At 40.8% G+C, this 19172-nt stretch carries 15 protein-coding genes; 3 read left to right on the top strand and 12 right to left on the bottom strand.

Annotation, left to right across the window (positions count from 1 at the left end):
* The first annotated feature begins 3 nt into the window (after positions 1-3).
* Both AC3II9_RS13255 and AC3II9_RS13250 read left to right on the top strand, forming a co-directional pair.
* Entirely contained in the window at positions 4-315 is a 312-nt protein-coding gene (locus tag AC3II9_RS13255) for an AzlD domain-containing protein (RefSeq protein ID WP_489156134.1), read from the top strand.
* Positions 316-372: 57 nt separating this feature from the next.
* Positions 373-1038, top strand: coding sequence for an AzlC family ABC transporter permease (locus AC3II9_RS13250; protein WP_489156241.1), 666 nt, complete (start codon positions 373-375; stop codon positions 1036-1038).
* A gap of 165 nt (positions 1039-1203) precedes the next feature.
* Here the strand turns inward: AC3II9_RS13250 and AC3II9_RS13245 are convergent, their stop codons facing one another.
* The 10 genes from AC3II9_RS13245 to AC3II9_RS13200 form a co-directional block, all read right to left on the bottom strand.
* Positions 1204-2406 (bottom strand): PDZ domain-containing protein, encoded by a 1203-nt coding sequence (locus tag AC3II9_RS13245; RefSeq protein WP_489156132.1) that lies wholly within the window; start codon positions 2404-2406, stop codon positions 1204-1206.
* A 34-nt stretch (positions 2407-2440) separates the two neighbouring features.
* Positions 2441-3877 carry a S41 family peptidase gene (locus tag AC3II9_RS13240; RefSeq protein WP_489156130.1) on the bottom strand — a complete coding sequence of 479 codons (1437 nt, stop codon included), beginning with the start codon at positions 3875-3877 and terminating at the stop codon, positions 2441-2443.
* Between the two features lie 62 nt (positions 3878-3939).
* Positions 3940-4506, bottom strand: coding sequence for a TlpA family protein disulfide reductase (locus AC3II9_RS13235; RefSeq protein ID WP_489156129.1), 567 nt, complete (start codon positions 4504-4506; stop codon positions 3940-3942).
* Between the two features lie 180 nt (positions 4507-4686).
* Positions 4687-5952: a murein hydrolase activator EnvC family protein gene (locus AC3II9_RS13230; protein ID WP_489156127.1), complete on the bottom strand. Its 1266-nt coding sequence runs from the start codon at positions 5950-5952 to the stop codon at positions 4687-4689.
* Positions 5953-5977: 25 nt separating this feature from the next.
* Positions 5978-6874 (bottom strand): permease-like cell division protein FtsX, encoded by an 897-nt coding sequence (ftsX, locus tag AC3II9_RS13225; protein ID WP_489156125.1) that lies wholly within the window; start codon positions 6872-6874, stop codon positions 5978-5980.
* On the bottom strand, positions 6864-7550 hold the full coding sequence (gene ftsE, locus AC3II9_RS13220; protein ID WP_489156123.1) for a cell division ATP-binding protein FtsE: 687 nt from the start codon (positions 7548-7550) through the stop codon (positions 6864-6866). The genes ftsX and ftsE overlap by 11 nt, the downstream gene beginning before the upstream one ends.
* A 281-nt stretch (positions 7551-7831) precedes the next feature.
* Positions 7832-9031 (bottom strand): DUF4097 family beta strand repeat-containing protein, encoded by a 1200-nt coding sequence (locus AC3II9_RS13215; protein WP_489156121.1) that lies wholly within the window; start codon positions 9029-9031, stop codon positions 7832-7834.
* Positions 9032-9159: 128 nt separating this feature from the next.
* The gene (gene uvrA / locus AC3II9_RS13210; RefSeq protein ID WP_489156119.1) at positions 9160-12027 is read right to left on the bottom strand and encodes an excinuclease ABC subunit UvrA; all 2868 of its coding nucleotides are present in this window, start codon (positions 12025-12027) and stop codon (positions 9160-9162) included.
* A 6-nt stretch (positions 12028-12033) separates the two neighbouring features.
* Positions 12034-14016 carry an excinuclease ABC subunit UvrB gene (gene uvrB, locus AC3II9_RS13205; protein WP_489156118.1) on the bottom strand — a complete coding sequence of 661 codons (1983 nt, stop codon included), beginning with the start codon at positions 14014-14016 and terminating at the stop codon, positions 12034-12036.
* Positions 14017-14178: 162 nt separating this feature from the next.
* A complete protein-coding gene (locus AC3II9_RS13200) occupies positions 14179-14424 on the bottom strand; it encodes an IDEAL domain-containing protein (protein ID WP_391375627.1) in 246 nt (81 codons plus the stop codon).
* 167 nt (positions 14425-14591) lie between these two features.
* Between AC3II9_RS13200 and AC3II9_RS13195 the strand changes: the two genes are divergently transcribed.
* Positions 14592-15095, top strand: coding sequence for a competence protein ComK (locus AC3II9_RS13195; protein ID WP_489156116.1), 504 nt, complete (start codon positions 14592-14594; stop codon positions 15093-15095).
* 237 nt (positions 15096-15332) lie between these two features.
* Here the strand turns inward: AC3II9_RS13195 and prfB are convergent.
* Positions 15333-16437 (bottom strand): peptide chain release factor 2 gene (prfB, locus tag AC3II9_RS13190; protein WP_489156239.1). Its coding sequence is split into 2 segments (ribosomal slippage): positions 15333-16364 and positions 16366-16437, totalling 1104 coding nucleotides; the frame shifts between segments, so codons are not numbered across the junction.
* A gap of 158 nt (positions 16438-16595) precedes the next feature.
* A complete protein-coding gene (secA, locus tag AC3II9_RS13185; protein WP_489156114.1) occupies positions 16596-19106 on the bottom strand; it encodes a preprotein translocase subunit SecA in 2511 nt (836 codons plus the stop codon).
* Between the last annotated feature and the right edge of the window lie 66 nt (positions 19107-19172).

The raw sequence follows: 19172 nt of genomic DNA, 5'->3' as shown, positions 1-19172 counted from the left end.
TACATGGGGATTTCATATTGGTGGATGATTTTAGGTATGACACTTGTTACATATATACCAAGGGCCATTCCGTTAACCTTTTTACAGGGGATCGAATTGCCGCCCTTTTTATCTGGCATTTTACGAAATATTCCTTTTGCCATTTTAGGCGCACTCATATTTCCAGCTATTTTTTATATCCAAGAAGGCGATTATTTCTTCGGGATATTAGGAGCTGTTGTCGCATTTGGCATTGCTTATGCAGGTGCCAATGTGATTTTCGTCGTACTTGGTGCGATCGTAGCATTAGCCATTTACAGTTTAGTACTAGCGTAATCTAAGGAGTTGGATTCATTGAAAGACCTTCATTTTTTCTCCGGTCTAAAAGCGGGTATGCCTATTGCTATCGGGTATTTTCCTGTTGCCTTAACATTTGGCTTACTCGCAAAAACGACCGGACTTTCTATTTTAGAAGCAACTGCCATGAGCATTTTTGTGTATGCAGGTGCTTCTCAGTATATTAGCTTAACATTGATTTCTAAAGGGGTAGACCCACTTGTTATCGTACTCAATACGTTGATCGTCAATATTCGCCACTTTTTAATGTCTGCCGCGCTCAATGAAAAAATGGTCCACGCCCCAAAATGGACAAAGGGACTTTTTGCTTTTTGGGTAACAGATGAAACTTTTTCTGTTCTCGCTACGCGAAAAGAAGAACGCCTTCCTATGGCATTTGGCTTTGGTGTCAATTTAGCTGCTTATAGTAGCTGGGTTGTCTTTACTGCTGTTGGGCATTTAATCGGGGCAAACTTACCGATGTTTTTACAAGCCGCGATGTCAGTCGCCCTATACGCAATGTTTATCGGGCTTCTTGTGCCATCTATGCGTGGTAATCGAAAAGTCTTGATGCTTGCTCTGATCGCAGCTAGTTTAAATTGCATGTTTTATTGGACAGAATGGCTTTCAACAGGTTGGGCCATCATTGTCTCAGCACTTGCTTCTGCGGTACTAGTAGAAATCATTTATAACCGTTGGACTAAGAAAAAACAATTTATTTAACGGCGCGTATTCTCGCGTCGTTTTTTATGGAAATCATCATTTTGACCGGATACAATTGTGTTTTGCCCGTATACACGGCTGTTTTGCTCGCATACACGTCCATTTTGACCGCTTCCAACTATTCAAACAGAAAAAAGCACCCCTCCTCAAAGAGATGCTTTCTGCTTACCTCGCTAACAGTAACCCGATTCGATAGTGGTCATCACTATGGACGACGTGTTGTGTTAAGCGAAGCTCTTTTTTATGATCGAGCACTTCCAGTTTACAATGTGCGGCATTTACTTGAAGCGCCTCATACAATTCACGTTCTGTTTGTACTTCGCGACCGTTTACTTTTTTGATCACTTCGCCAGTCAATAACCCCATTTTCTCAGCAGGTGAGTTCGGTAAAACCGCCGCAATGGTTGCCCCTATTGGACTAGGTGCTACCGCATATACATCGTCACGATCTTGTAATTTGTAGCGTAGCGCAATGAACAAACGCATTAGCGCACCTAGCATGAGGACAACAAATGCCACTTCTGATACAAAATAAGCACCGATGCCACCGATTACAACTATGCTGCCTAACCAAATGATTGATTTCGCTAGCTTCGGATAAAAATAAACAGGCAATGTTTTACGCGTCAGTTGCTGGAACCCGATCACAAATGGAAATAATACGAAGCTAAATGCTTGCTCACCAATTGTAAACTGTGGCCAATATGGGATGTATGAAGGTATAACTTCCCCAGGAATTAACACAAAGAGCGGCAGAACCCATACTTGTTTTGAGAAATAGGAAACCGCCTGTAAACCACGTTTCGTTTTTTCTAGTATAGGGGATGCTAAATTCGCACCGTATCTTCGGATTAAGACCCCTTCTACAATGACTAATAATCCAGCTACAATACAAATCGGTACAATCGTCGCATCTTGCCAAATGACGCCAGAAATTTCTACTCCTACAATTGTATATGCCTTACCTATTACCCCAAGTATTACTAACGCTACTGCACTGAGAGCAAATAATACAATCGGTGATAATAAGTGAAAGGTATAGAGTACTAATCCAATCATCGTAACAGCCATTAAAATCAGTAAAAATTGCGGTGTCATCGTTAAGCCAACTGCCATGATCACTATCGAGACAATAAACGATACAAGTAAACTAGCAAGTATGCTATTTTTCAATTCTGACCAACCGCTTAAAATACGTATATTAAATGATTTCCGCTCTTTTTTTACACGCCGATAGCCTAAAAAAATCGTTAAGAAAATTGTCATATAAACGATTGGGTTGATGAAAAATCGTCCGATGGCTCGAAGTATTTCTACTAAAATGTCTATGTGCATAACTCCACCTACCATTTCTATCATTACTGTCATTGTATCAAATGCATCGTTTATTGCGTATAGAAATTTAATGACCTAGCTTATGCATGACATAGCTAACCGCCATCTGTAGTTGTAAATCGTTTTCTGCTTTGCTCTTATAGAGGGCTACTTGCTCTTGCATTTTTTCGAAAAATAATTCATCTAATTTATCGCCATCATGTAAATCATATTTTTCACGGAATGCTACAACTGCTTCCCGAGTAGTTTCATCAAAATACCCATCTTGCCGCACGATTTGGAAGCCAAATGCATGCAATACTTTTTGCGCGTACGCTACTTCTTCCGCAAAATCGCCTACTTCAAAGCTACCACGCACTGGTATAAATTCAATCATATATAAAGGATGCTGATCTACCTCGACATCAGGCTTTATTCCTTTTCCATTAATCCATGTTTCCTTCGGTGTTAGCCATTTATTTGTAGAAAGCTTGACGGAACCACCATTTGCTAAATCCCATGTCTCTTGGACTGTGCCTTTCCCGAAGCTTTTCGTACCGACAAGCGTCCCTTTCCCCCAACTTTGCATTGCTGCACTAAATACTTCACTCGCAGATGCAGAACCTTCATTTTGCAAAATAACAATCGGTAATTTACGAATTTCCTTCTTTAAGCCTTCAATCTCATCCAGCTTGACTGTTTTTAAAGGCTCTAGCTTCCCTTTTCCATCTTGCATATAAGCAAATACTTTTCCTTCTTCTCCAATTGTGCTAATAATGCCCGCCACACTATGTAAATAGCCACCTGGATTATCACGCACATCTACAATAAGTGCTTGGACATCTTGTTCAATTAGCTTTGACACCTCTTGCAACCATTGTTCAAGCGTGTTCTCTGCAAATAAGTTAATCGTTACATAGCCGATGGGCACATTCTCTACTGTCACCACTTTTGCATCGACTGTGTCATTTTCCATTTTTGCTCGTTCAACAGCCACTTTAATATGACGCTCAATACTCGGACGATATAAGACAAGTGTCACTTCTTCTCCTGCTTTTCCTTGCATCAGCTTGATTACTTCCCCAATCGTTTTACCATCTAGCCGCACATCGTTAATTTGTACAATTTCATCATATGGTCGTATGCCTGCTTTCTCAGCTGGAGAAGACTTGACGGGTGATATTACGATAAACTTTCCGTTTTTCTCAGCAATTTCAACGCCTATTCCAACTTTTTCACCAGCAAGTGACGCTTTATGAATCGCTGCCTCCTCTTTCGAATAATACGAACTGTACGGGTCTTTAATTGCAGAAGCCATACCACGTAATGCGCCTTCTACAATCGTTCCGCTGTCTAAATCATACACGGACTGCTCTTCAATAAGCGTGTACAATTCCTCCACAACGTCTAGCTCACTAGCACCTTCGACTGTTACAACCTGCTGTCGAACGAATGTATAAATGACAACAGCCAGCACAATAAATGCTAAAAAGAAAAAAAGTCGACTTTTTCGTATCCTTCTCACCTCTACTCTTAAAATATGAAGAGATTGATAAGAACATACACAAAAAGCCGAAATTCGTCAGCTTAATCTAATTTTGCAATATACTCCCGAATCGCCTTTTCATCCAGTGGCCCTTGAATATAATATTGAATACGTCCTTCTGTATCAATCATGAGCGTCGAGGGGATTGTGAGCACTTCATATAATTTAATAATGTTATCTTCTGGCATTAATAAAACAGGAAATGTGATGTCATAGCTATTGATAAATTTTTGAACATTGTCTGCGCCTTGATCATTGTATGTCGTATTCGCTGCAATAATGGTCACATTATCTGCATCTGCATACTTTTCATAGTATTCTTGTAAATGCGGCATTTCTGCACGACACGGCGGACACCAAGATGCCCAAAAGTTTAAAATCACTTTTTTTCCTTTTAAATCACTCAGTGTCACGGACTCCCCAGTTAATGTTTGAAGCGTAAAATTCGGTGCAATTTGCCCTTTTTGCAAACCTTCCTCTTGTGTTAAATCGACCTCATTGCCTACTTGTGCAATCTTGTGATTTTTATCTGTTTGTTGCTTTATAAACGTACTAATTGCAATGACTATTAGGACTAACACGACAGCTAACGCTATATTTTTCTTCATCGTTTGCCTCCACTATATCGAATATCAATAGATAATTTCCTTGGAAATTCTTTTCTAGCATAGCAAAAAAAGAAGGTGTTCAGAAAGTAGAAACTTTCAGAACACCCCCTTCACTCCTTAATCATGATTCATTAAGAAAGGTTCCGTCTCAAAATGCCTTTTCAGACAGTCCCTTACATATTACAGTGAAATATAGCGTAATGGGTTAACAGCGTTTTTACGTGCTCCAGCCCATGTACCTGTATGCATTTCAAAGTGTAGATGTGGACCTGTCGAACGTCCCGTACTACCCATGCCAGCGATGACTTGTCCTTTTGAAACAGAGTCGCCAACACTTACATTAAAGCTATTTAAATGAGCATACACAGTTGTCCAAATTTGGCCATCAATCGAGTGTGTAATCATAATGACATTGCCGTAAGTAGATAGTTTCGATGCGTACGACACAACACCATCAGCAGCTGCAACAATTGGTGTACCCGTTGAATTCGCAATATCTACTCCATAATGGAACTCGTTACCATAGCCGATATTACGCCAGCCAAACGGCGATGTTAAACGACCAGTCGTTGGTGTTGTCCAAGTACCTGCTGATACAGCTGGTGTATTGCCTGACACACCGCCACCATTGTTTTTATTCGCCTCTTGTTGGCGCGCAATTTCCGCTAAGCGGGCTTGTTCTTTTCGAATTTGCGCTTCAACATCTTTGCTTAATTCTAATGCCTCAGAATACTCTTCTTCTAATAATGCCTTTTCATTTTTCAATTTGGCTTGTTCTGCTTCAAGCGCATCGACCAATTTATTTTTCTCTGCTTTTTGTGAACTTAACGAAGCTTTTAATGATTCTAATTTTGCTTGATTTTCTTCAAGTTGCTTTTTCTTATTTTCGAGCGCCACTTTTTGCTCTTCTAACGCTTCTTGGTCATTTTTTTGATCGCGCATAATTTGACGATCAGCATCGATTAGCGTACTCACCGCTGAGAAACGGTCAATAAAATCTACGAAACTATTCGAACCAAGTAGTACATCTAAATAGCTCACTGTACCACCTGCTTGAATGGCACGCGCACGCTCTTCTAATAATGCATTACGCTCATCAATTTTTCGTTGTAATTCTGCGATAGCCTTCTCTAATGCAGCAATTTCTTGATTCGCTACATTAATATCCACAACAACTTGTTCAATGGATTTATTTGTTTTATTAATTTCTGCATTTAATGTTTGAATTTGTTCTAATAATTGTTCTTGCTTTGTTTGATTTGTTTTAATTTCTGTACTTTTTTCTTTAATCGAATCATTTAATTCATTTTTTTCTTGTTGTAGTTTTTTCTGTTCCTGCTTTAAATCAGAAAGCGATGTCGCATATGCAGCAGGGACTTGTACCATTAATAGTAGCGCCATGAAAACAGCTAGCCATTTCCAAGGCTTTTTACTTCCGTTCTTCAATTGGGAATACCCCTTTCTCATAGGCCTAAATTTTTAAGAATTTACGAACAGACATAAAGCTTCCCCAAATCCCAATGAGTAAACCAATGCCCATCAGCAATGCATTTACTTGATATAGAAGTGGTGTCACTTCAAGGAGTTCTAATAGATTTCCTTGAATACGTGGGGCAAGCGTATGGTATAAGTTGTAATATAGGAGTGAAACGACAACCATTGGGATAATGGAACCGAGTAGACCAATCCACATGCCTTCAAACACAAATGGAATGCGTACAAATGAATTAGTAGCTCCTACTAATTTCATAATCTCAATTTCGTCTTTACGCGCAATGATTGTAATGCGAATCGTATTAGAGATTAAGAACATTGCCGTAAACAATAAACCTAAAATTAATACTAATCCGATATTTCGGCTAATATTTAAAAAGCCAAATAACTTCTCTACTTTTCCTTCACCGTACAATACCTCATATGTATGATCCAACTTTTCAATTTGCGCAGCGACATTCGCTGTTTGCTGCGGGTCAACCGCCTTTACATACAATACATTGTGCAATGGGTTGTTTTGTTCAAATAAGCTTAATTCGTCACCAAAATCTTTAATTAAGTCTGACAACTCTTGTTCCTTTGGTGAATAGACGACCTCGGCTACATCTGGCAAGTTTTTAATTTGCGCCATCAGCTCTGCCTCAGCTGTCTTCTTTTGTTCTTCATCATTCATAATGTCGATTAACACACGAATTTCCACATCATTTTCTAAATCCGTTGCAACCTTGTTTAAATTCATCATAATAATGGCAAACACACCCACGAGCAGTAAAGTGACCGTGACTGCACTAACTGACGCAATGGTCATCCAACTATTACGACCTAATGACTTAAAGCTTTCACGAAAATGACGACGTAACGTTCTACCCTTCATAGCCGTAGTCACCTCCGTACTCATCACGGACAATCATTCCGCCTTCAATGGCAATGACCCGTTTACGCATTGTGTTCACGATTTCACGGTTATGCGTAGCCATGACAATCGTCGTGCCTTGGCGATTGATTTCTTCAAATATATCCATAATTTCCCACGATGTTTCAGGATCTAGATTTCCAGTCGGTTCGTCTGCGATTAACACTTTCGGTTTATTCACAATCGAACGCGCAATCGATACACGCTGCTGTTCCCCGCCCGATAGCTCGTTCGGTAACATGCGCACCTTATGCTTTAAGCCAACTAGCTCTAGCACTTCCATGACGCGCTGTCGAATAATCTTTGGGTGCTCTTCAATGACTTCCATTGCAAATGCGACATTTTCATACACACTGAGACGTGGTAAAAGCTTAAAGTCTTGAAACACAACACCTAATTGGCGACGTAAATGTGGAACACGTGCATTTTTTAGTGTCGTTAAATTAATCCCCGCTACACTTACTTCACCGGCTGTCGGCTTCTCTTCTCGATACATTAACTTAATAAAAGTTGATTTCCCGGCACCACTCGGACCAACTACATACACAAATTCACCTTGGCTAATATTTATAGAAATGCCGTTTGTTGCAACGACACCATTCGGGTACTTTTTTACAACATTCTTCATTTGGATCATTTAACGAAACCACCTAATAATTACTAAATCGAAATTTGTTTTCTCTATCATTATAGCATTTTGAATAGCTTATTTTATTACAGTTTTATTTCATTCTAATACGATAAAATACGACACTCTATCCTCTTACATTCGATAAAAATAGCATAACCCCTTCTACTAATGTAAATTTCTTGTAATATTTTTGAAAACTTCGTGAATTCGCAAAATATCTATATATCTTTGCTCGTTCAAAACGACACAAAGAAAAAGCAAGCCGCCTCAGCGACTTGCCCTAAAAATTATTCACCCTGTGTTGTGTAACGAACGATAATGGAACCTGTACGTGATTCACCGACTAATTTGAGTAATGGTGCATCCGTAATGATTTTATCGAAATGTAATGTTTTGAGTAAAAATTGGTCTTCTTCGACACGCGTTGTCACATCGGCTAATCCTACGTCTGTTCGGCCGAAATTCGAAGTAACTTGCCCATCGAGTGACACATTTTTTGGTACATATATTTCCACAGAGCCAGCCACTGTTCGTGCTTTCACTTTATGTGCATTGGTAGAAGTTGTTGTCACTACTACATGACCATTAACAGATTCCGCCTCTACTTCTTTCACATCGCCATCAATGTACACACGACCATTTGCTGTTTCCGCTTCTAAGTCTTGCCCTGAAATGTGACGCGCTTCTATCGCCCCATTCGCTGATTGTAAATCTGCATGCTCAAATATTGCATGCTCTACGATAACATTCCCATTGTACGTTTTTACTTTCACAATCTTGGTATCAATATCGTTTAATGTAATCCCACCGTTTAGTAAACGAATAATCAATACATCATAATGCTTCTCAGGGAGTACTACACGCAGTGCCACATGTGCCATTTTCGCCTGTGTTGTCACTTCAATTTTGCCGTCTTTTAATTCTACAAAGCGCTCTGTAAAACGGTCCATTACTTCTTGCTCTGTCCCATTCTTCGATGTTTTGACATGTGCTTCAATTTGAATCGTCGGTGCTGTCCCTTTTTCCACCGTTACGCGACCGTTCGGAATATCAATTTCGAAGCCTCTTACTTCCTCTGCATTAAAGGCGTACGTTTTATCAAACTCTACCTTTTCACCGAACGGGAATTCAACGTCCAAGTCCTTTACTTTTGACAACGTCGTATTCATGAGCGTCATCATACGACCACTAAATTCCGATAAATCGTGGCGTAACTCATGCATGAGCTCGTCCATCTTTTTATTTAAATCTTTGTTGCCCAATTTACTAAATAAGTCTTCAAAGCCTGTCGTTTTACGTTTCTTCTCTTGTTCAAATGTTGACTGTTGCCATTCATTTTTTTCTTGCATCGGCTCTACATATGTAGAAGGTGATGAAGATCGCGTGGAGTCTTTTTGTTTTGATAATGCCTCAAGCAATTGAATAGCCTCATCTGCTGAAATCGTTCCGTCTTCCACTAATTTTAAAATCCGTTTACGTTCATCCATCAAAAAAATCCTCCCTTTCGTCATTTACATCATTATACGATGCGGGAGGATAAAAAGTTTCATTCGGACTCTGATTAATTGTTAGCTAAAATAGCAGTGCATTGCTCATTCACTTTACTTAGCGCTACTTATTTTACTTTCGCTTGCTCAATAATAGCCGCCATTCGCTGGCGATCACGCTGTAAGATTGGCTTTAAATAGCGGCCTGTATAGCTTGCTTCGACTTCACAAATTTCTTCTGGTGTACCGGTAGCCACAATCGTTCCGCCTTTATCGCCACCTTCAGGACCAAGGTCGATGATATAATCTGCTGTTTTAATAACATCTAAATTATGCTCAATGACAAGCACCGTCTCCCCATTATCCACAAGGCGCTGCAATACTTTTAAGAGGCGTGCAATATCCTCGGCATGGAGACCCGTTGTTGGCTCATCTAAAATATAAAATGACTTCCCTGTTGAACGACGGTGCAATTCTGACGCTAACTTCACACGCTGCGCCTCACCGCCCGATAAAGTCGTTGCCGGCTGACCAAGCTTCATATAACCAAGCCCGACATCTACAATTGTTTGCAATTTCCGATGGATTTTCGGGATATTTTCAAAGAAGACAACGGCATCTTCGATCGTCATATCGAGTACATCTGCAATATTTTTTTCTTTGTATCGTACTTCGAGTGTTTCGCGATTATAGCGTTTCCCGTGGCATACTTCACATGGTACATACACATCCGGTAAAAAGTGCATTTCAATTTTAATAATCCCGTCACCACGACAAGCTTCACAGCGCCCCCCTTTGACATTAAAGGAAAAACGCCCTTTTTTATAGCCGCGCACCTTCGCTTCATTTGTCGCTGCAAAGACATCCCGAATATCATCAAACACACCTGTATACGTTGCTGGGTTGGAACGTGGTGTACGACCGATTGGTGATTGGTCAATATCGATGACTTTTTCAAGCTGTTCGATCCCTGTCACTTCTTTATGTGCACCCGGTTTTACTTTTGCACGATTTAATTTTTGTGCCAGTGACTTATATAAAATTTCATTAATCAATGTGGACTTCCCAGAACCCGATACACCTGTTACCGCAACAAACAATCCAAGTGGCACATCCACATGTACTTTTTTCAAATTGTTTTCAGATGCCCCTTTAATCGTGAGCTTACGGTCGTCTAATGGGCGGCGTTCAATCGGTAGTGGAATAAACTTCTTGCCGCTTAAATATTGCCCAGTTATTGATGCATCATTATTCATGACCTCTTGCGGTGTGCCTTGTGCCACAATGGTACCACCATGTACACCTGCACCAGGACCTACATCAATTAAATAATCAGCTGCCATCATCGTATCTTCATCATGCTCGACAACAATCAATGTATTGCCCAAATCACGCATATTTTGAAGCGTTGAAATGAGACGATCATTATCACGCTGATGGAGACCAATGGATGGCTCATCCAAAATATAGAGCACACCTGTTAAACGAGAGCCAATTTGTGTGGCCAGGCGAATACGCTGCGCTTCTCCACCAGAAAGCGTTCCTGCTGCGCGACTTAACGTTAAATAATCAAGCCCGACATTCATAAGGAAGCCTAACCGTTCATTAATTTCACGTAAAATTAAACGCGCAATTTGCCGATCTTTTTCTGATAATACTAGCGACTCGAAAAAGTATTGTGCTTCTTGAATCGCATATTGCGTTACTTCCGCAATGTGCTTGTCACCCACTTTGACAGCAAGGGACTCCGGCTTTAAACGATAGCCTTTACAGCTCGGGCAAGCCTGCTCTGCCATATACTTTTCCATTTGCTCCCGTACATAATCAGATGTTGTCTCTTTAAAGCGGCGTTCAATATTTTTTAATACCCCTTCAAATTCAACCATTTGTGAATGGGTACGCCCATAATCATTCGTATACGTAAATTCGATTTTGTCTTTGCCAGAGCCGTTTAAAATTTTGTTTAATTGCTCTTTAGGCAACTCTTTTACAGGCACATCCATAGGGATTTGATAATGTGCACATACTGCCTTCAGTAACTGCGGATAATACTGCGAACTCGTCGGTTCCCACGGAGCAATGGCATGCTCAAGTAGTGTTCGGTCCCAATCCGGAATGACTAAATCCGGATCAACCTCCATTTTCATGCCTAGCCCGTCACATGATGTACATGCCCCAAACGGACTGTTAAACGAGAACATGCGCGGCTCTAATTCACCAATCGAGAAGCCACAATGCGGACAGGCATGATGCTCGCTAAATAACAGCTCCTCCTGCTCCATCACATCCACTAATACACGCCCTTCTGCTAAACGAAGAGCTGCTTCTAGTGAATCACTTAACCGCGTAGCAATCCCCTCTTTTATCACAATCCGGTCCACGACTACTTCAATCGTATGCTTTTTATTTTTATCGAGTTCAATATTGTCATCTAAATCTCGTAACTCACCATTTACGCGAACACGTACATACCCTTGCTTTTTCAAATCTTCTAATAGCTTCACATGCGTCCCTTTTTTTCCTTCTACAATCGGTGCTAAGAGCTGCATTTTCGTCCGTTCTGGATATTCAAGTAAACGGTCCACCATTTGTTCAATCGTTTGCGACGTAATTTCAATGCCATGATTGGGACAAACGGGCTTACCCACACGTGCAAATAACAGACGTAAATAGTCATAAATTTCCGTTACGGTACCTACTGTCGAACGAGGATTACGGCTCGTTGTTTTTTGATCAATGGAGATCGCAGGTGATAATCCTTCAATTGTATCCACATCTGGTTTATCCATTTGCCCAAGGAACTGGCGTGCATAGGCCGATAAACTTTCTACGTATCGACGCTGCCCTTCTGCATAAATCGTATCGAAAGCGAGCGACGATTTACCTGACCCCGACAACCCTGTTAATACAACAAGTTGATCGCGTGGAATCGTTACATTAATATTTTTTAAATTATGTGCCCGTGCACCTTGTACAACAATTTCGGTATTTTTCACGTTTTGTCACCTTTCTGCTTTCAGTTCAAAAATCGTATCACGTAGCTCTGCCGCGCGCTCGAAATCAAGTGCTTTTGCCGCATCTTTCATTTCGATTTCAAGTGTTGCAATGAGCTTGTCTAACTCTGCTTTCGTCAACTTCTTCCCTTTCGTCACTTTTGTGACATATGTTTCTTCCTCTTCCGCCGCTTGTGTCGCACGAATAATATCAGGAATTTTCTTGATGATCGTTTGTGGCACGATGCCGTGTTCTTGATTGTACGCTTCTTGCATCGAGCGACGACGCTTCGTTTCATCAATCGCTTTTTTCATAGAATCCGTCATATTATCTGCATACATGAGGACATGCCCATTCGCATTACGTGCGGCACGACCAATGGTTTGAATTAACGAACGCTCCGAACGCAAGAACCCTTCCTTATCTGCATCTAAAATCGCGACTAACGATACTTCGGGAATATCCAGTCCCTCTCGTAGTAAGTTAATACCAATAAGCACATCGTACGTGCCTTTACGCAATTCACGAATAATTTCAATCCGTTCTAGCGTCTTAATTTCCGAGTGTAAATATTCGACTTTTAAGCCCATTTCTTTTAAATAATCCGTTAAATCTTCGGACATTTTTTTCGTTAATGTCGTCACTAACACGCGCTCATTTTTGCGAATCCGTTCATGAATTTCATCAATTAGATCATCAATTTGCCCCTCGATTGGGCGAACGTCAATCGTTGGATCAAGTAAACCAGTCGGACGAATAATTTGCTCCACCATCTCAGGCGTATGCTCTAGCTCATATGGTCCAGGTGTAGCCGATACATAAATCGCCTGCGACACTTTAGACAGAAACTCCTCGAACTTCAGTGGACGGTTATCGAGTGCAGACGGCAAACGGAAGCCGTGATCGACTAACACTTGCTTTCGCGCTTGGTCTCCGTTATACATCCCGCGCACCTGTGGCAATGTGACGTGACTTTCATCGATAACGAGTAAGAAGTCTTCTGGGAAGTAATCGAGTAATGTATACGGTGTTGCACCTGATTCACGTAACGTTAAATGACGTGAATAGTTTTCAATGCCTGAACAGAAGCCCATTTCACGCATCATTTCTAAATCGTAATTAGTCCGTTGCTCCAGACGTTGTGCTTCTAGTAACTTGTCTTCTGCACGGAATTTTTCAAGCTGTCCCTCTAGCTCTACTTCAATATTATCAATCGCTTTTTTCATCTTTTCTTCACGTGTAACGAAGTGAGAAGCAGGGAAAATCGCTACATGCTCACGCTCACCGAGCACTTCACCTGTCAGTGCATCGACCTCGCGAATACGGTCTACTTCATCCCCGAAAAATTCCACGCGAATACAATGCTCATCACGAGAGGCAGGGAAAATTTCGACGACATCCCCGCGCACCCGAAATGTTCCACGTGTAAAATTGACATCATTGCGCTCATATTGTACATCGACAAGCCTTCGTAACAGCTGATTACGCTCAATCTCCATCCCCGCCCGAATCGATACGACCATCTCACGGTATTCTTCCGGTGACCCTAAACCATAAATACAAGATACCGATGCGATAATAATGACATCTCGTCGCTCAAATAATGCCGATGTGGCAGAATGTCGCAGTTTATCAATTTCGTCATTCACACTTGAATCTTTCTCGATATACGTATCTGTTTGTGGCACATACGCTTCTGGTTGATAGTAATCGTAATAGCTCACAAAATATTCAACCGCATTATTCGGGAAAAATTCTTTAAACTCGCTATATAATTGACCTGCAAGTGTTTTATTATGCGCCATCACAAGCGTTGGCTTATTCACTTCTTTAATTACGTTCGAAATCGTAAATGTTTTTCCTGTTCCGGTTGCACCGAGTAATGTTTGATGGCGCTTCCCGTCTTTTACTCCCTGCACAAGTTCCGCAATCGCTGTAGGCTGATCGCCACTCGGTCGGTAGCTGGACTGTATATCAAATGTTTCACTCATTGTCTATCGTCCTTTCTCTATATCCGTAAACATATTTTAACATACCCCATTACAATAATCGACAAATAAACGAACGTATATTCTATTAAATATTGCTAGAAAAGAAATTTACATTAAATGCGCACAAAAAAATCGCTACGAAATATCCGCAGCGATTTTTATCTATTCTTTTTTAATTTCTTCCTGTAAACATTGTAACTCTTCACAATATTGCTGGAATGCTTGTTCATTACGTTCATCTAATGATATATCGATGAGTTGTTTTAGCTGGTCAATGCGTTGTAGTCGCTGTAACCTGCCTAAAAATAAATCCAAATAAATGTCGTTCAACAGCTTTTCACTTTCCATTTCTTTTGGGTATTGCCCGACCGCTCGTAAAAAATCTGTATACGAATAATATTTATCCATCGATATCACCCCGATACCCTTTTTGCTATTATACAAAAAACAGGGGCCAATTTGCAATATTTTCTGAATAATTAAATTTAAATTTCAGAATTTTCTAATTTTATGTTGCTTTTTATTTACGAACCAGTATTATTGTAAATAACCATGCTAACAAAGGAGGGGTATAATTGACTAGACCACACGACTTCACACCAGATTACACAATCAATCGTGATACGTATCTACTACAATCTATTCGCCACGGCCAAAAAAATCATACACTTGTTTATGAAAAAAGAGGCATTTTTCATGTACCAAAAAAATCTCTTAAACTCGTAGACAATGCTTGCAAAAGTATGGGAAGCAGCTATCGCACAGCTACCGAAAGAGCTAAACAACTCCTTGCAGACAATAAACATAAACTCCCTATTGTCATTGGTGTAGATAGTGGCTACCAACCTTACATCATGTTTCCTCTCTATTCACCTAGATCTGAGCATAATATTTGGATTGCCTATAATGCGGTCACAAATATTATGAATCATAAAACACACGTCACAGTTACCTTTAAAGATAAGATGGATATCAATTTGCCAGTCTTAATTTCCTCTTTCAACAATCAATATGTCACGGCAGCGATGTTATTTAAAGCTGTTTATAAAGATTGGCATCGTTTTAACCCACCTTTTTAACGTGACACATTTGCTTTTCACTGCGAGGGCGTATACTTGAATATCCGCACATACTATAGCACTTACATAATAAACATGATATTCCCTTTACATCATCATAGTCTCTACATAGCATTTACCTGTACATACGCCTTTGCATTTTTTAGCTATTTACCTATTATTTCAAATCTAAGCCAAGCATGTTCTAGTGGAAAATAAAAACGCCTAGCCTTAAGTGACTAGACGATTCTAAATTGATTATTTAGCGATTCTCGAACGAAGATACGCGTTAATGAACGCATCTAAATCGCCATCCATTACAGCGCCAGTATTCCCTGTTTCTTCATTTGTACGATGGTCTTTTACCATGGAGTATGGATGGAAAACATATGAACGGATTTGCGAGCCCCAACCGATCTCCTTTTGCTCACCGCGAATTTCAGCTAATTGCTGCTCTTGCTTTTCAATTTCTAATTGATATAGTTTCGCTTTTAACATTTTCATTGCATGCTCACGATTTTTAATTTGCGAACGCTCGGATTGACACTGTACAACAACGCCTGTTGGTACATGCGTAATACGAACAGCTGAATCCGTTGTATTAATATGCTGCCCACCAGCACCTGTCGCACGATACGTATCAATTTTTAAATCTTCTGTACGAACTTCGATCTCGATTTCATCGTTAAACTCTGGCATCACATCACATGATACGAACGATGTATGGCGGCGCCCCGATGAATCAAACGGCGAAATACGCACAAGACGGTGTACACCTTTTTCTGCTTTTAAATAGCCGTATGCATTGTGACCTGCTATTTTCAACGTAACCGATTTAATCCCCGCTTCATCACCAGGTAAATAATCCAGCGTTTCTACTTTGAAGCCACGCTTGTCTGCCCAACGTGTATACATACGCAGTAGCATCGAACCCCAATCTTGAGACTCTGTACCACCAGCCCCCGGGTGAAGCTCTAAAATCGCATTATTTTTATCGTAAGGCTCCGATAATAGCATTTGTAGTTCGAAATCTGCCATCTTCGCCTCAAATTGTTCTAATTCTGACCCTAGTTCTGCTTGTAAATCGTCATCTGGCTCTTCTTTTAAAAGTTCCAACGTCATTTCAAGATTTTCTTGCGTTGATAATAAATCGTTATATTCATTGACAATTGCTTTAATGCCATTCGCTTCATTGATGACCGTTTGCGCTGCTTGCTGGTCATTCCAGAAATCAGGCATTAACATCATTTCATCCAGTTCTTGAATACGTGCCTCTTTGTTTTCTAAGTCAAAGAGACCCCCTGAAGTCCGCTAACTTAGTAGCTGTATTTTCAAGGATATTTCTTGCTTCTGCTAATTCAATCATCATTCAAAATCCTCCAAGTACAAATTAGAAAAACACATCTCGACCGCTTTTTGGTCGAGATGGTATTATAGCTTATCATGCATGCTCGGGCATAAACTTACGCTAAACAAGCCTAACTACGCGAATAGAACCCTCCCAAGCAGCAACAGCATTTTTTATTCCGCTACCCCGTGGCAGTTTTTATACTTTTTGCCACTACCACATGGACATAAGTCGTTACGGCCGATTTCTGCGGCTTTACGAACCGGCATTTTTTTCGGCTTTGTAGCGCCCTCTTCTTTCGGATTCACCGCTTGCCCCTTCGCTACTTCTTCACGTTGTAAGTTGTTGCGAATTTCCGCTTTCATCGCATACTTCGTCACGTCTTCGCGAATGGAAGCGACCATGTCCTCGAACATCGCAAAACCTTCTTGCTGGTATTCACGAAGCGGATCATTTTGACCGTATGCACGTAAATGAATCCCTTGACGCAGTTGATCCATCGCATCGATATGGTCAATCCATTTCGTATCAATGGCACGAAGTAAAATGACTTTTTCGAACTCACGCATCCGTTCAGGCGTTAATAACTCTTCCTTCTCATTATAACGAACTGTGACAACTTCTTTAATTACATTGCCAATTTGCTCAGCTGTTAAGCCTTCAAAATCAGTAACGGTTAACTCCCCTTCATCCAGTAAGTTCCCCGAAATGTAATCAACAAGCGCCTGTAAGTTCCACTCTTGTTGTTCACCTTGTGTATGAATCGCCACCGCATTTTCAATGGACTCATGAATCATATTCTCCACAAGGCCGCGCATGTTATCTGTTTCCAACACTTCTTCACGTTCTTTATAAATTACTTCACGTTGCTGACGCAATACATCATCATATTGTAATAAACGTTTACGCGCATCAAAGTTATTACCCTCTACACGTTTTTGAGCAGATTCAACCGCTTTTGACACCATTCTTGATTGGATTGGCTGTGAATCATCCATGCCGAGCTTTGTCATCATATTTTTCATATTATCAGAACCGAAACGGCGCATTAAATCATCTTCTAAAGACAAGTAGAACTGTGTCACACCGACGTTCCCTTGACGACCTGAACGACCGCGCAACTGATTGTCAATACGGCGAGATTCATGGCGTTCTGTACCAATAACAGCTAAACCACCAACCTCTAGCACGCCTTCACCTGGTTTAATATCCGTACCACGACCGGCCATATTCGTCGCGATTGTTACGGCGCCTTTATTCCCCGCATTAGCGATAATTTCCGCTTCACGCTCATGGTTTTTCGCATTTAATACATTGTGTGGAATTTTATATTTCGTGAGTAATTTCGAAATAATTTCAGACGTTTCAATGGCCACTGTACCGACCAAGATCGGCTGCCCTGCTTGATGGCGTTCTGCAATATCTTTCGCGACTGCTTCGAACTTCCCTTGCATCGATGCATAAATTAAATCTGGCTTATCATCACGCGCAATCGGCTTATTCGTTGGAATCACGATGACTTGCATGTTATAAATATTGCGGAATTCCTCTTCCTCTGTCTTCGCTGTACCTGTCATGCCAGAAAGCTTTTCGTACATACGGAAGTAGTTTTGGAACGTAATCGTCGCCATTGTCATCGATTCATTTTGAATATCTAACGCTTCTTTTGCCTCGATCGCTTGGTGTAAACCGTCTGAATAGCGACGCCCCTTCATTAAACGCCCCGTAAAGCCATCAACAATAATCACTTCACCGTCTTGCACAACATAATCGACATCACGATGCATCGATACATGCGCTTTTAATGACTGGTTAATCGCATGATTCAAGCGTACATGTGATAAATCAAATAAATTATCGATGCCAAATGCGCGCTCTGCCTTCTCAATTCCGGCTTCCGTTAATGTTACACCTTTGGAAGATTCGTCGTAATTGTAGTCCTCTTCGGCTTTTAACATACGCACAAACGCATTGGATTGTACATACAGCTGCGCCATTTTGCCAGCCTGTCCAGAAATGATTAACGGCGTACGTGCCTCATCGATTAAAATCGAGTCGACCTCATCAATCACGGCATAGTGAAGCGGGCGCTGTACTTTATCTTCCTTGTATAACACCATATTATCACGCAAATAATCAAACCCGAGCTCGTTGTTCGTTGAATACGTAATATCCGCTGCATAGGCCTCGCGTTTAGCATTTTTATCTAAACTATTTAAGTTCAAACCAACTGTTAAACCAAGCCAGTTGTATAGCTCGCCCATCTCTGTTGCGTCACGTGTTGCTAAGTATTCATTGACGGTCACAACATGTACACCTTTACTAGTTAAAGCGTTTAAGTAAACCGCCATTGTGGCCGTTAACGTTTTACCTTCCCCGGTTTTCATTTCCGAAATATTGCCATCATGTAACGACGCAGCCCCCATGACTTGTACACGGTATGGGAACATGCCTAGTACACGCTTCGCTGCTTCACGCGCTACCGCAAATGCTTCTGGTAACAGCGCATCTAACGATTCCCCATTTTCATAACGTTGTTTAAAATCTGGTGTTTTCGCTTGTAGTTGCTCATCTGAAAGACTAGCCATTTGACCCGCTAACGCCTCTACCTGATCCGCAATCTTTTCTAAGCGTTTTACTTCTTTTTTATTGAAATCAAACATTTTATTTAAGATGTTTAGCATGAATTGTCACTTCCCGTTTAGTATCACATTTCATTTTAGCATTTAGGTGTGAGGTGGTGCAAACTG

This window comes from Lysinibacillus sp. RU7 (genome assembly GCF_057837305.1).
This window is presented reverse-complemented; position numbering and strand designations above follow the sequence as displayed.